This is a genomic window from Roseateles sp. DAIF2 (assembly GCF_015624425.1).
Classification (GTDB): Bacteria; Pseudomonadota; Gammaproteobacteria; order Burkholderiales; family Burkholderiaceae_C; genus Kinneretia.
On sequence record NZ_CP049919.1, the window covers coordinates 5,423,291 to 5,436,375 of the forward strand.

The window sequence follows — 13,085 nt, forward strand, 5'->3', positions numbered from 1 at the left end:
TTTGTCCCGGGGCGGGGGCCGGGCGCGGCCACGATCATCACGCCCCGGAGGAACCTGCGATGAGTCCCAAGCCCCTGATGAATCTGGACGAGGTCGTGTTCGACGATGTCGAGGAGAACGGCTTCTACACCTCCAGCCGCGGCCAGATCAGCGACCATATCGGCGCGCGCCAGCTCGGCTACAACCTGACCGTGCTGCCGCCCGGCAAGGCGCAATGCCCCTTCCACAACCACCATGGCGAGGAGGAGATGTTCCTGATCCTGGAGGGCGAGGGCGAGCTGCGCTTCGGCGAGCAGCGCTACCCGCTGCGCCGCCACGACGTGATCGCCTGCCCGACCGGCGGGCCCGAGGTGGCGCACCAGATCATCAACACCGGCACGACGACGATGCGCTACCTGTCGCTCTCCACCCTGATGGAGCTGGAGGCCTGCGAGTACCCGGATTCGCAGAAGGTGCTGATCTCGTCCAGCATCGGCGGGCAGCGCCGCCTGCGCAAGATCTTCCGCGCCGAGACCGATGTCGACTACTACGACCGCGAGGACCTCGGAAAGGCCCGTGAGTAGCCAATCCCGGCGCTGGCTCGCGGCCGGCGTCGGCCTGCTGGTGCTGCCGCTGCTGCTGCAGCAGCTGGGCCAGGCGCCGGTGCGCATCGTCGACCAGGCCCTGCTCTATGTGCTGCTGGCGCTGGGGCTCAATATCGTGGTCGGCTACGCCGGCCTGCTGGACCTGGGCTATGTGGCCTTCTACGCGCTCGGCGCCTATCTGTTCGCGCTGCTGGCCTCGCCGCATCTGAGCGAGCAGTTCGCCGCGGTGCAGGCGCATTTCCCGGCCGGCCTGCATGAGCCCTGGTGGCTGGTCCTGCCGCTGGGCGCGGCGCTGGCGGCGCTGCTGGGCGTGCTGCTGGGCGCGCCGACCCTGCGCCTGCGCGGCGACTACCTGGCCGTGGTGACCCTGGCCTTCGGCGAGATCATCCGGCTCTTCATCGTCAACATGGGCCATCCGGCCAACATCACCAATGGCGCGCGCGGCATCGGCCCGATCGACGACATCCACATCTTCGGCCTGGATCTGGGGCGGCGCCAAGAGCTGCTGGGCCTGAGCCTGCCGCCGGTGACGCTGTACTACTACCTGTTCCTGGCCCTGGTGCTGCTGGCCGCGCTGGCCTGCCACCGGCTGGAGCGCTCGCGCATCGGCCGTGCCTGGATGGCGATCCGCGAGGACGAGACCGCTGCGCTCGCGATGGGGCTGGACACGCGGCGCCTGAAGCTGCTGGCCTTCGGCATGGGCGCGGCCTTCGGCGGCGTGGCCGGCGTGCTGTTCGGCGCCTTCCAGGGCTTCATCTCGCCCGAAGCCTTCAGCCTGCAGGAATCGGTGCTGATCGTCACGATGGTGGTGCTGGGCGGCATCGGCCACATGCCCGGCGTGATCCTCGGCGCCCTGCTGCTGTCGGCCCTGCCCGAGGCGCTGCGCTATGTGGCCGGCCCGCTGCAGCAGCTCAGCGACGGCCGGCTGGACGCGCCGATCCTGCGCCAGCTGATGGTGGCGCTGGCGATGATCGCAATGATGCTGCTGCGCCCGCGCGGCCTGTGGGCGGCGGCCGAGCAGCGCCGCCCGCCCGAGCTCAGGCGCCCCAGCGCAGGCGCTGCAGCAGCGGACTGACCCGGTAGCGTTCGCTGCGGTAGGCCTCGAACAGGCCGTCCAGCAGCTGCACCACCGGGCCCGAGCCCAGCTGCGCCAGCCACTCGAAGGGGCCGGCCGGATAGTTGACGCCCAGCTTCATCGCGGTGTCGGCACCGGCCTCGTCGCAGACGCCCTGCCAGACGGCATCGGCGCCCTCGTTGACCAGCATTGCGATCGTGCGCGCCACCACCAGGCCCGGCACGTCGCGCAGCGCCAGCGGCTCCCAGCCCAGCGCGCGCAGCAGGTCCTCGACCAGGGCGCGCTGCCCGCCGGCCAGCTTCGGCGCGGCCGCATAGGCCAGCGCATCGATCTTGTCCGGCGCCAGCGGCCAGTCGATCACGGCCAGCGCGTCGTGGCAGCGGGTGAAGGCCAGCTGCGCGGCGCTGATGCCGGTGCTCAGATGCAGCTGCAGGCCCACGTCGCCGACCCGCAGGCCGTCCCAGTCGCTATGCGTCTCGCGCGTGAAGCTCAGACCCTTGTGGCTCAGCCAGCGGCCCAGGCCCTCGACCAGCGGCCCGGCGCCCACCAGCACCAGGTGGCGCGGCGCGGCCGCTGGCGCGGCCACCGGCGCGGCCGCGGCGGGCAGGCCCTCGTAGAAGCCCTTGCCGACCTTGCGACCCAGGCGGCCGCCGTCGACCAGGGCCTTCTGCACCAGGGATGGCATGTAGCGCTTGTCGCCGAAGTTGGCCTCGAACACCGACTGCGTGACCAGGAAGTTGGTGTCGTGGCCGATCAGGTCCATCAGCTCGCAAGGCCCCATGCGGAAACCCACGCCGCGCAGCGCGCGGTCCAGCTGCGCCGGTTGGCCGGCCTGCTCCAGCAGCAGGGCCAGGGTCTCGGCGTAATAGGGCCGGGCGATGCGGTTGACGATGAAGCCGGGCGTCGATTTCGCATGCACCGGCGTCTTGCCCCAGCGCGCGGCCAGCTCGAAGATCGCGGCGGCCACCTCGGGCGCGGTCTCGGCGCCCGACACCACCTCGACCAGCTTCATCAGCGGCACCGGGTTGAAGAAATGCATGCCAACCAGGCGCTGCGGGTTGCGCATGCCATTGGCCAGCGCGGTGATGCTGATCGACGAGGTGTTGGACGCGATGATCGCGCCGGCCGGCAGCAGCGCGTCCAGCTCGCGCAGCAGGGCCTGCTTGGGTTCCAGCTTCTCGACGATCACCTCGACCACCAGCGCCACGTCCGCCAGCTCGGCCACCGCGCTGGCCGGCTGGATGCGCGCCAGCAGCGCCTCGCGCTGGCCGCCCTCCATGCGGCCCTTGGCGACCAGGCCGTCCAGGCTCTTGGCGATCTGCGCGATCGCGGCCTCGGCCGCGCCCTCGCGCGCATCCAGCAGGCGCACCTCATGGCCGGCCTGCGCCGCCACCTGGGCGATGCCCGCCCCCATCACACCGGCGCCGATCACGCCCACCATCGCCTCGCCCGCCGGGCGCTTCGCCACAATCCAATCGCTCATGGTGTCTTCAGTCCTTGTTGGGGATCCAGGCCGCGGGGCGCTTGGCCAGGAAGGCGGCAAAGCCTTCCTTGGCCTCGTCCGTCATGCGCACGCGCGCGATCGTCTGTGCGGTCAGCTCGCGCACCTCGGGCGTGATCGGGCCGACCTCCAGCTGGGCGAACAGCGCCTTGATCTCGCCCTGCGCGGCCGGGCCGTTGAGCAGCAGCTCGGCGATCCAGCGCTCCAGCGCGGCGTCGATGTCCTCGGCTACCTCCTGCACCAGGCCCAGGGTCTGCGCCTCGGCGGCCGGGATGCGGCTGGCCGTGAGCGCCAGGCGGCGCGCCTGGCGCGGGCCGACCGCGTTGACCACATAGGGGCCGATCACCGCCGGCAGGATGCCGAAGCGCGCCTCGCTGACCGCGAATTTCGCGTCCGGCGTGGCCAGCGCGATGTCGCAGGCCGCGGCCAGGCCGACGCCGCCGCCCAGGGCCAGGCCCTGCACGCGCGCCAGGGTGGGCTTCGGGCATTCGGCGATGCGCTGCAGCATCGTGGCGAAGCGGCGCGCGTCCTCGACATTGGCGGCCTGCGTCGCCTCCGAGGCGCGCTTCATCCATTGCAGGTCGGCGCCGGCGCTGAAGGCCTTGCCGCTGCCGGCCAGCACGATCAGGCGCACCGCCGGGTCGGCCGTCAGGCGCTCGAAGGCGGCCGCCAGGTCCGCGATCATCGCCTCGTTGAAGGCGTTGAACACCTCGGGCCGGTTCATCGTGACGCGCGCCACGCCGCGCGCGTCGGTCTCAATCGTCAATGTCTCCACGCTGAAACTCCTGGTAATCCGGCGAGTATCGCAGCGCGACCGGGGCCACCCGGTCAACGGCCGAACAGCCCTTTCACCACACCGCCCAAGCCCTTGACGACGCCCGAAAGGCTAACCCCGAGGCCATCGGCCAGGCCCGAGGCGATCTTGGTCGCGAGGTTCTCGTTGAGCGAGAAGGCCGGATCGTCGAGCCGCCCCTCAAGGGTGAACTTCACCTCCAGCGCATCGTTGCGCGTCAGCGCCGCCAGCACCGCCTGGCGCGGCACGCCGGCAAAGGTGCCCAGCATGCCGCCCTCGTTGGACAGCTCCAGCTGGCGCAGGGTCAGCACGCCCGGCGCCTGCAGCTTCTTGTCGCGCACCCGCGCCTGCAGGCTCAGGTCCAGGGTGCCGCGGCGCACGCCGGTCTCGGCGGCCCTCAGCAGATAAGGCTGCAGCGCCACCAGGTCAACACCGCGGAACTGCGCCCGCAGCCGCGCGTCCTGGGTGGCCGGCGTGAACTCGCCCTCGATCTCGATGCGGCCGTCCCGCGCCGGGCGGCCGGACGCGGCGCCCTTGAACAGGCCTTCCAGCTTCAGCGCGATCGCGCGGTCCAGCGCCGGCAGCACGATCGGGCCCGCCTCGGCCCGCAGGCCCTCGACGCGCAGCGGCAGCGGCGTGCCGCGGCGCACCGAAGCGTCGAAGAAGGCCAGGCTGGCATCGTCCAGTCGCACCTGGTCGATCTCCAGCCGCAGCGGATTGGCAGCGCCGGCGGCCTCGTCGGACGGGCGTGCCTGCCCTTGCTCCTCCAGCAGCGCCGGCAGCAGGCGCATCCGGCCCTCGCGGGTGCGCAGGGCCGACAAATAGGCGCCCTCGACCTCGATGCGCGCGATGCGCCAGGGCCCGCCGAACAGGCTGCGCAACTCCGGCTCGACCCGCACCCGCCGCGCCCGCAGTTCATCTTCGGCCGGCCAGCCCGGCGCGGCGCGGATGCGCAGCTCGCTCAGCTCCAGGCCCGACCAGTCCGCCGTCAGCGCCCCGATGCTGGCGCGCGGCCCCAGCGCGCCCTCGATCTGCCGCTGCAGCTGGCCGACGGCCAGGCGCAGGCCGCCGATGATCAACAGGCTCAGGGCCGCGACGATGGCGGCGGCAATCAGGAGGGGACGGCGGAAACGGGACACGGCGGCAGACATCTCAAGCGGAGTCCGCGAGGATAGCGCCCCGCCCGCCGCGGCGAGGTGCCGCGGCGCCTAGGTCAATCGAAGAAGTCGCTGAGCCAGGACTTCTTGCGGTAATGGCCGTGATGGCCGCCCTGCTTCTTGTAGTAGTCCGAATCGACGAAGTCGGGACGGCCCTGCTGGGGATAGTGCTGCGGCTGTTGTGCTTGCGGGGCCTGCGGGGCGGGCGGCTGGGCCGCCACCGAGCGCTCGATCAGCTTGTCGAGCTCGCCGCGGTCCAGCCAGACGCCGCGGCATTGCGGGCAGTAGTCGATCTCGATGCCCTGGCGGTCGGCCATCACAAGCGTGGCATCGGGGCAGGTGGGGCATTTCATCGCGGGGTCACTCCTTGCTTTCTTGCTGACGGGGTTCGCTACTCAGGCCGAATCCCTGTCAGCTGAGGTCGCCGGCCCCGATCTCAATCGGGCCGGCAAGGAAAAAGGGGACCTTTCGGTCCCCTGGTCTCGTATCGCCTTACTTGGCCGGCTCTTCCTTGTTGAGCAGGCGCTTGCCGCGGGCGCGGATATTGAGTCCTTCCACCACCAGCGAGAAGGCCATCGCGGCGTAGATGTAACCCTTGGGCATATGGACGTCGAAGGCTTCGGCCGTCAGCGCCATGCCCACCATCACCAGGAAGGCCAGGGCCAGCACCTTGACCGAGGGATGACGGTCGACGAAGTCGCCGATCGGCTTGGCCGCCACCAGCATCACCAACACGGCCACGATCACGGCGGCCACCATCACGCCGATCTGGTCCACCATGCCGACCGCGGTGATCACCGAGTCCAGCGAGAACACGATGTCGATGACCGCGATCTGGCCGATGATGCCCCAGAACAGGCGGTTGCCGGCGGCCTTCAGGGCCTGCTCGTCGGTGGCGGGCGGGCCGTCCTGCTCGCGGGCCTCGACCTCGACGAAGATCTCGTGCGAAGCCTTGTACAGCAGGAACAGGCCACCGAACAGCAGCACCAGGTCGCGGCCGCTGATGTCCTGGCCGAACATCGAGAACAGGGTCTCGGTCAGGCCCATCACCCAGCTCAGCGAGAACAGCAGCGCCAGGCGCGAGATCATCGCGAAGCCCAGGCCCAGGCGGCGTGCCTTGTCACGCAGATGCGCCGGCAGGCGGCCCACCAGGATGGAGATGAAGATGATGTTGTCGACGCCCAGGACGATTTCCAGGGCGGTAAGCATCGCGAACGCGATCCAGATATTGGGGTCGAGGAGGAATTCCACGGTGTGAGGAGCGGCGCGGCCAAGCGCTCGCCTGAATTGTGTGAAGAGCGCACGATACCGCGCCCGCCACCCTCGGGTAAATGCGAATTTGCGACCTTGATGCTTCGCAAAAATCGAATCGTGAAATCCCAATGGGCGCGCCACCGATGCGGCCGCGCGCCCCGGCTGGCCCTTGCGGGCGCTGGGCTTACTTGCTGACGCTGGGACGACCGGCGGCCGTCGGGTAGGCCGACAGCACGCGTGCCGGGTCTTGCGTGTCCAGGTAGGCGGCGTACTGCGCCTCGGCGCAGGCCAGGGCCTGGCCGGCCTGCGGCTCGCCGCGGTACTGGCCCTTGTAGTAGACGAAGCGGTATTCGTTGGCGGCCTGGCCCTTGGCATCCAGCTGAGGCTGGTGCTTGGCCGCGCATTCGGCGCGCAGGCCTTCGGGCGTGATGCTCTGGGCCGAGGCGGCGCAGGCCAGGACGGACAAGGTCAGGGCGATCAGGGCTTGTGGCTTCTTCTGCATGGCGATCAGGACTCTCATGGTGATGGGGTGGCCTGCCTCCAAGGACCGCGCGACGCGATCCTCCCTCGGTCAGGTGCGGCGCAGCTTAACGGCGGAGCCGGCCTCCGACCACCACGCGACTGGGGGTCGGGTGGACCCTCTTGCGCTACCCTGGCGGCCCGGACAAAAAACACCCATGCCCTTCGCCGCTGTCTTCCTCCGCGGGTCCGGACGTCTGCGCCGCACCGCGCTGCTTGCCCTGCTGCTGTTGAGCGCCGCTGTCCCGCCGGCCCAGGCCGATCCGCTGCGGGTGCGCCACGCACTGGCGCAGCAGCAGAGCGCCGCCGAGATCACCTACGAGCTCGAGGTGCTGCAGCTGCTGCTGGACAAGACACAGGCCAGTCATGGGCCCTATCGCCTGGAGGGCTCGGCGCCGATGACACAGAACCGCGCCTTCCTGCAGCTGGTGGCCGGCGAGGTGGATCTGATCAGCTCGATGACCTCGCGCGAGCGCGAGGTGCAGGGCCTGCCGCTGCGGGTCTGCCTCTACCGCGGCCTGCAGGGCGTGCGCCTGCCGCTGATGTTGAGCAACCGCCGCGAGGAGCTGGACGCGGCCGGCGCGACGCAGCCGCCGCGCGCGCTGCACAACGGTCAGGTGGCCGACTGGCCCGACACCGCGGTGCTGGCGCACAACGGCTGGCAGGTCGACCGCCTGCCGCGCCTGGGCCAGTTCGGCGAGCTGCTGCGGCGCCGGCGCCTGGACTTCGTCAGCCTGGGCGTGCTGGAGGCCTATCCGATCGCCGGCACCCGCCACGAGGTGGTGGTGGGCGAGCGCTGGGCCATCGCCTACCCCTCGGCCTTCTACTTCTTCGTCAGCCCGACACGCCCCGAGCTGGCCGAGCGGCTGCGCATCGGCTGGGACCGAGCCTTGGCGGACGGCAGCTTCGAGGCCCTGTTCGAGCAGCGCCTGGGCGCGCAGCTGCGGCGCGCCCGGCTTGAGCAACGCCATTGGTGGCGGCTGGAGAACCCGGCCCTGCCCGCGAGCACGCCGCTGGCCGATGCGCGGCTGTGGCACCCGCTGGTGCGCGCGCGGCTGCTGAAGCCGGGCCCCTGAGAAAAAGAAAAGGCCGGCCGCCTCCGCGGAGACGCCGGCCTGATTGACAGCAAGCAGATGACTGCTTGCGCGCCGATCGAAGAATTTACTTCTTGGCCTTGGCGGCGGCCTTCTTGGCGGGCGGCTTGGCAGCGGCCTTCGGTGCAGCCTTGGCGGCCTTCTCGGCCTTGCGAGCGGCAGCCTTGGGGTCCACGGCGGCCTTGAAGCCGGCGCCCGGGGTGAACTTCGGCAGCTTGGCTGCGGCGATCTTGATCTTCTCGCCGGTGCTGGGGTTCACGCCGGTGCGGGCAGCGCGGGCGTGCTGCTTGAAGGAGCCAAAGCCGGGGATGGAGACCGTGCCGCCCTTCTTGACGGTGGTGACCACCGCGTCCAGCAGGGTCTCGACGATGCGGCCGGCTTCGGCCTTCGTCAGCTCATGCTTGCCAGCCAGGTGCTCGATCAGTTCGGTTTTGTTCATTCCTGAGTCTCAGTTCAAATTGGCGCCCGACGATCTCGGGCGGGCGCCATTCTCACCGAAAAATCGCCACGATCCCGATGGCGACGCGGGAAAACGATGATCGGTGCCGCAGGCGCCGAGCGAAGTTTCGTGAAAACGATGATCGGAACCTTGGGTGCCGATCATCGTTTCGCCAAAACGTGATGCAAAGCAGGAAGCCCGTCCCACCTGCAACTCCGGATCCCATCGAACAATCTCCCTCACCAACGCCTTGGCCACCATCGCATCGCTGTAACTCTTGCTTGCCATTTCAATCGCCGTGATGCGCAAGCACGGGCATGGCTCGTTGCCGTGGCGCAAGCGCTCGCCGAGCGCGCGCAGCACCTGCTGCTGCGCGCGCGGCACGAGGTTGACGATCAGCCCCCGGCCGCGCGAGCGCAACAGCGGCAGGCCCGCCGCGATGCCATGCAGCGCGCCGCGCAGGCCGCGGTCGGGCATCTCCTCATCCGGCCCGGCGCTGTTGACGATCACGTCGAGCCGGCCGAACCAGGCATGGGCCAGGCTGATGAAGCGCTGCATGTCGCGTCGATCGCCGACATCGACCGCCAGCGCGCGCACCGAGCCGCCCTGCGCGGCCAGGGCCTGCGCCAGGCCCTCGACCGCATCGAGGCGGCGCGCGCCCAGCACCAGATGCGCGCCGGCGGCGGCCAGCAGCGGCGCGGCCGCCGCACCGGGGCCCTCTGCGGCCTCGGTCAGCGCGATGACCTGGCCCGCCAGGCCGCGGGCGAGGAAGAAGGTCGATGCGTCGGATGGGCTGAAGCTCGTCGTCACGGCAGGACTCCTGACTGATGGAAGGAAGGGAGGAAGCGCGGCACGGCAGTCTAGAAAGCGCGGCCGCGCCGGCGATAGCCCGTTCCTGCAGGCTTCTTGCCCAAAGCTGCGAAGCTGAGCCGCGCGCGATGCGCGCGCGACGTCGCTTGCATAGACTGGGCGCCATGCCGCAAATTCACACCCCGCTGCCGTCCGATCTGAGCGAGGCCCAGGGCGATGCCCAGGTTCAGCTGCTGCTGCGCCGCGCCGAGCTGGTGCAACGCATCGCCGCGCTGGCGCCCAACGAGGGCCTGTACGAAACCGCCGTGCCGGGCCTGCATCTGGCCCGGCTGAATGCGCCCAACCAGCCGCACCACGGCATGCACATGCCGGCGATCTGCTTCATCGCCCAGGGGGCCAAGCGCCTGCATCTCGCGGACGAGCTGTACGACTACGACGACACGCATCACCTGGTGGTGGCGCAGGACCTGCCGGTGATGGGTCAGGTCTGGCAGGCCTCGCGCGAGCAGCCCTATTTGAGCGTGCGCCTGGACTTCGATCCGGCGGTGCTGGCCGAGCTGGTGCGCCATGCCCCGCCCGAACCGGCGGCCGCGGCGCACAGCGCCAGCGTGCGCGGCCTCTTCGTCGGCCGCACCGGCATCGAGTTGCTGGATCCGCTGCTGCGCCTGCTGCGTCTGCTGGAGACGCCACAGCATCTGCAGGCCCTGGCGCCGCTGGCGCTGCAGGAGATCAGCTACCGCCTGCTGTCCGGCCCCGACGGCTGGCGCCTGGCCCAGACCCTGGGCAATAGCGGTTGCGCGGCACGCATCGCGCAGGCGATCCAGTGGCTGCGCCGGCGCGTAGCCGAGCCGCTGAGCATCGCCGAGATGGCGGATGCGGTGCACATGAGCCCCTCGTCGCTGCACCACCACTTCAAGGCCGTCACCGCGATGAGCCCGCTGCAGTACCAGAAGCGGCTGCGCCTGCAGGAGGCGCGCGGCCTGATGCTCAGCGGTGGGCTGGATGCCGCCAGCGCGGCGCATCGCGTCGGCTACCAGAGCCCCTCGCAGTTCAGCCGCGAATATGCGCGCATGTACGGCGCACCACCGGCCCGCGACCTGCGCGAGTTCCGCGAGCAGCAGGCCCTGGCGGCCAAGCCCGCGTCCTGATCAGCAAGAAGCGGAGGGCCAAAACGAAAAGGCCAGCACTTGCGTGCTGGCCTTCGTATTTGGTGCCCAGGAGAGGACTCGAACCTCCACGGAGTTACCCGCTAGTACCTGAAACTAGTGCGTCTACCAATTCCGCCACCTGGGCTTTCAGGATTTTCTTTGCTGCCTGTCAGCAGCGAAGAGATAGGACTATAGCATGGTTTTTCGAGCGCGATCAAGTTTTTGCATCGGGCGCTCCAAATCTTGTCAGACCCAGGGTGCGCTTGGGGTTCATCAGGGCCTCGATGCCGCCCGCCAGCGCCAGCGTGGCCGCGTCGCTGAACTGCCAGTAGGCGGCCTGGATCTGCGGCCCCACGCCATGCTCGGCGCTGAAGCTGCCCCCCAGCGCCACGACGATCGCATTGATGCCCTCGCGCAGCCGCGCCATCGCCTCGGCATCGAGCGGCGGCGCGTCATGCGGCCAGGCCAGGTTGAAGTGCAGGCCGCCGTCGCCCAGATGGCCGAAGTCGGCCAGGCGCGCCGGCGGGAAATGTTCGGCCAGCCAGGCTGCGCCCTCGGCGCGGAAGCGCATGAAATGTCGGCGCGGCAGCGAGACGTCGAAGCCGATCACCTTGCCCCAGTCGCGCAAGCCCTCGCTGATGCTGTGGCGCAACGCCCAGATCTGCTCGTCGGCACCGATCACCGCATCGACCACGCGGCCGCTTTCGAACTCGCGCTCCAGCACCTCCTGCAGGAGCGCGTTCAGGTCCAGCCGCGCGGCTGGCAGCTCGCTGGCCAGCTCGACCAGCAGCGCGTACTCGGGCAGGTGGCCATCGAACAGCTTGCCGGCGTCGCCCACATGCTGCAAGGCCGCCTGCAGCGCCGGTTTCGAGATGCCCTCGAAGGCGCTGACCAGGCCGGCCAGCTCGCTGGCCATCAGGGTCTGGTACAGCGGCAGCACGGCGTCCAGCGCGGCCGGTGCGACCAGGGCCGCGGCGCGCTGGCGTGGCAGCGGATGCAGCTTCAGGGTCGCCTCGGTGATCACGCCCAGCGAGCCCGAGCTGCCGACGAAGAGCTGCTGCAGCGCCAACCCGGTGTTGTCCTTCTGCAGCCCGCGCCCGGCCTGCAAGACCTGGCCCCCGGCCAGCACGGCGGTGAGCGCCAGGGTGTTGGCACGCACGTCACCGTAGCGCAGCATGCGCGTGCCGCCGGTGTTGTGCGCCAGCATGCCGCCGACGCTGGGATCGGCGCTGAGGTCGATCGGGAAGAACAGGCCCTCGGCCTCCAGCCGCTCGTTGATCTCGGAAAGCTTGTAGCCGGCCGAGACGCGCAATGTGCGGTCCAGCGGGTCGAACTCGAAGCGCTCGCGCAGGCGGTCGGTGGCCAGCAGCACATGGCGCTCGCCATCGGTCGGCGTGCCGGCACGCACCAGGCCCGTGTGTGCGCCCTGCGGCACCAGGGTCAGGTCATGCGCGGCGACCAGCTGCACCAGCTCGGCGACCTGGGCCGTCGTCGCCGGGCGCACCAGGGCCGCGGCTCGGCCCGGCGCATAGCGGGCCGGCTCCAGGTAGCGCGGTTCGATCGCCGCGCCCTCGAGCGCGAACTCAGGCCCGACGATGGCGCGGGCGGCGGCGAGGAAGGCCTGCACGCTCATCTCAGCAGGCCTCGGCGCTGGCCGTCATCTTGAAGATGCCGGTCGCGTTGCCGGCGTCGAAGCGCAGGTCCAGGCCCTCGCCGTCCTGCTCGCGCTGGATGAACTCGTGGAAGCTGCCCGGCACCTGGCGGCTCACGACCTGACCCTCGTGCAGGAACTGGCGCTCGACCTGGGCGGCGCGCAACGCGGTTTGGCGCACGCGGCCGCTCTTCGAGGTCTCGATACTGTCCTTGATCGAGCGGCCCAGCGCGCGCTGCAACTCGGCCACCGCGGCGATGTCGGCGACGCGGTCGGTCGCATGGTTGAAGGCATTGCCCTCGGTGGCGATCCAGGCCATCTCGGCCGACTCGCTCTTCAGCAGCTCGTAGTCGGCCTGGCTGAACAGCGGATGCTGGCGCTCGAAGCAGGCCACCAGGCGCGGCAGCAGCGGCAGGGCCTCGGCCCAGGGCAGGGCCTTGTCGCGCGCCAGGCGCTCCAGCGCGGCCAGGTCCGCGGGCGAGAGCGGGTCGCGCGAGGCGCCGACCACGCGGCTCACCGCGGCCTGGAACTCGCCGCTGAAGCGCTCCGGATGCAGCTCGGAGACAAAGAACTGCGCGATGTCCTCGGGCAGGTCCTGGTGCCGCCAGCTGCGGCCGGTCATCTTCAGCTTCGTCAGCGGATAGGTCTCGGCATGGGCGTAACCCAGCGGGCGCAGCACGCGGGTGATCGCCGCCTCGCCGGGCGGCAGCGCGCCGCTGGGCCAGGCCACGGTGCGCAGCGCGCCATGGTCGAACACCAGGGCCTGGCCGGCGCGCTGGTTGTCGGCCACATAGGCCGCGCCCTCGGGCACGCGCCGCATCACATCGACGAACAGCGCCATGTTCAGCGCCTGCGCCAGCTCGGCGCGCGAGACCTGCGCGCCGATCGGCTGCAGCAGGGCCGGCACGACATGCAGCTGGTCGAAGCTGTTCTGGGCCTCGGCCTCGCCGAGCACGGAAGCGAGCAGGCGGAACAGGCCGGTATCAACACTACGCATCACAACAAGCACTCCAGATGGAAGAACGCCCCGCAAGGCGGGGCGCAATAAGGATAAGACCGA

General features: G+C 70.2%; 14 protein-coding genes and 1 tRNA gene. 4 read left to right on the top strand and 11 right to left on the bottom strand.

The genetic code is table 11. From position 1 onward, the window contains the following. Positions 1-59 precede the first annotated feature (59 nt). Positions 60-563, top strand: a complete 504-nt coding sequence (locus tag G8A07_RS24985; protein WP_195794609.1) for a cupin domain-containing protein — start codon at positions 60-62, stop codon at positions 561-563. Next, positions 556-1,659, top strand: coding sequence for a branched-chain amino acid ABC transporter permease (locus tag G8A07_RS24990; RefSeq protein ID WP_249937136.1), 1,104 nt, complete (start codon positions 556-558; stop codon positions 1,657-1,659). Before G8A07_RS24985 ends, G8A07_RS24990 begins: the two co-directional genes overlap by 8 nt. Here G8A07_RS24990 and G8A07_RS24995 read toward each other — a convergent pair. The 6 genes from G8A07_RS24995 to G8A07_RS25020 form a co-directional block, all read right to left on the bottom strand. Beyond that, positions 1,622-3,142 carry a 3-hydroxyacyl-CoA dehydrogenase gene (locus G8A07_RS24995; RefSeq protein ID WP_195794611.1) on the bottom strand — a complete coding sequence of 507 codons (1,521 nt, stop codon included), beginning with the start codon at positions 3,140-3,142 and terminating at the stop codon, positions 1,622-1,624. The two genes, G8A07_RS24990 and G8A07_RS24995, sit on opposite strands and share 38 nt — an antisense overlap. 7 nt (positions 3,143-3,149) lie before the next feature. Beyond that, positions 3,150-3,935 carry an enoyl-CoA hydratase-related protein gene (locus tag G8A07_RS25000; RefSeq protein WP_195794612.1) on the bottom strand — a complete coding sequence of 262 codons (786 nt, stop codon included), beginning with the start codon at positions 3,933-3,935 and terminating at the stop codon, positions 3,150-3,152. A gap of 53 nt (positions 3,936-3,988) precedes the next feature. Continuing rightward, positions 3,989-5,092, bottom strand: a complete 1,104-nt coding sequence (locus G8A07_RS25005; protein ID WP_195794613.1) for a DUF748 domain-containing protein — start codon at positions 5,090-5,092, stop codon at positions 3,989-3,991. Positions 5,093-5,166: 74 nt separating this feature from the next. After that, entirely contained in the window at positions 5,167-5,463 is a 297-nt protein-coding gene (locus G8A07_RS25010) for a zf-TFIIB domain-containing protein (RefSeq protein ID WP_195794614.1), read from the bottom strand. Positions 5,464-5,602: 139 nt separating this feature from the next. Then, positions 5,603-6,361: a TerC family protein gene (locus G8A07_RS25015; protein ID WP_195794615.1), complete on the bottom strand. Its 759-nt coding sequence runs from the start codon at positions 6,359-6,361 to the stop codon at positions 5,603-5,605. 187 nt (positions 6,362-6,548) lie between these two features. Further along, positions 6,549-6,884: a hypothetical protein gene (locus G8A07_RS25020; protein ID WP_195794616.1), complete on the bottom strand. Its 336-nt coding sequence runs from the start codon at positions 6,882-6,884 to the stop codon at positions 6,549-6,551. A gap of 157 nt (positions 6,885-7,041) precedes the next feature. On the opposite strand from G8A07_RS25020, the gene G8A07_RS25025 reads away from it, so the two are divergent. Then, positions 7,042-7,959 carry a hypothetical protein gene (locus G8A07_RS25025; protein ID WP_195794617.1) on the top strand — a complete coding sequence of 306 codons (918 nt, stop codon included), beginning with the start codon at positions 7,042-7,044 and terminating at the stop codon, positions 7,957-7,959. Positions 7,960-8,044: 85 nt separating this feature from the next. On the opposite strand, the gene G8A07_RS25030 is transcribed toward G8A07_RS25025, so the two are convergent. Further along, positions 8,045-8,416, bottom strand: coding sequence for an HU family DNA-binding protein (locus tag G8A07_RS25030; RefSeq protein ID WP_195794618.1), 372 nt, complete (start codon positions 8,414-8,416; stop codon positions 8,045-8,047). 9 nt (positions 8,417-8,425) lie between these two features. Next, the gene (locus G8A07_RS25035) at positions 8,426-9,226 is read right to left on the bottom strand and encodes an SDR family oxidoreductase (RefSeq protein ID WP_195794619.1); all 801 of its coding nucleotides are present in this window, start codon (positions 9,224-9,226) and stop codon (positions 8,426-8,428) included. A 164-nt stretch (positions 9,227-9,390) separates the two neighbouring features. Here G8A07_RS25035 and G8A07_RS25040 point away from each other — a divergent pair, with 164 nt between their 5' ends. Then, positions 9,391-10,374, top strand: a complete 984-nt coding sequence (locus G8A07_RS25040; protein WP_195794620.1) for an AraC family transcriptional regulator — start codon at positions 9,391-9,393, stop codon at positions 10,372-10,374. A gap of 60 nt (positions 10,375-10,434) precedes the next feature. Here G8A07_RS25040 and G8A07_RS25045 read toward each other — a convergent pair. The 3 genes from G8A07_RS25045 to G8A07_RS25055 form a co-directional block, all read right to left on the bottom strand. After that, positions 10,435-10,519: transfer RNA gene (locus G8A07_RS25045), tRNA-Leu, on the bottom strand. 69 nt (positions 10,520-10,588) lie between these two features. Further along, entirely contained in the window at positions 10,589-12,007 is a 1,419-nt protein-coding gene (locus tag G8A07_RS25050) for an FAD-binding oxidoreductase (RefSeq protein ID WP_195794621.1), read from the bottom strand. A 1-nt stretch (position 12,008) separates the two neighbouring features. Next, positions 12,009-13,022: a DUF1338 domain-containing protein gene (locus tag G8A07_RS25055; RefSeq protein ID WP_195794622.1), complete on the bottom strand. Its 1,014-nt coding sequence runs from the start codon at positions 13,020-13,022 to the stop codon at positions 12,009-12,011. Positions 13,023-13,085 lie beyond the last annotated feature (63 nt).

Excerpts from the sequence above, each read along its gene's own strand:
- G8A07_RS25040 (WP_195794620.1), top strand. The coding sequence starts at position 9,391 with ATGCCGCAAATTCACACCCCGCTGCCGTCCGATCTGAGCGAGGCCCAG.
- G8A07_RS24995 (WP_195794611.1), bottom strand. The coding sequence starts at position 3,142 with ATGAGCGATTGGATTGTGGCGAAGCGCCCGGCGGGCGAGGCGATGGTG.
- G8A07_RS25030 (WP_195794618.1), bottom strand. The coding sequence starts at position 8,416 with ATGAACAAAACCGAACTGATCGAGCACCTGGCTGGCAAGCATGAGCTG.
- G8A07_RS25050 (WP_195794621.1), bottom strand. The coding sequence starts at position 12,007 with ATGAGCGTGCAGGCCTTCCTCGCCGCCGCCCGCGCCATCGTCGGGCCT.
- G8A07_RS25055 (WP_195794622.1), bottom strand. The coding sequence starts at position 13,022 with ATGCGTAGTGTTGATACCGGCCTGTTCCGCCTGCTCGCTTCCGTGCTC.
- G8A07_RS25025 (WP_195794617.1), top strand. The coding sequence starts at position 7,042 with ATGCCCTTCGCCGCTGTCTTCCTCCGCGGGTCCGGACGTCTGCGCCGC.
- G8A07_RS25020 (WP_195794616.1), bottom strand. The coding sequence starts at position 6,884 with ATGAGAGTCCTGATCGCCATGCAGAAGAAGCCACAAGCCCTGATCGCC.
- G8A07_RS25010 (WP_195794614.1), bottom strand. The coding sequence starts at position 5,463 with ATGAAATGCCCCACCTGCCCCGATGCCACGCTTGTGATGGCCGACCGC.
- G8A07_RS24985 (WP_195794609.1), top strand. The coding sequence starts at position 60 with ATGAGTCCCAAGCCCCTGATGAATCTGGACGAGGTCGTGTTCGACGAT.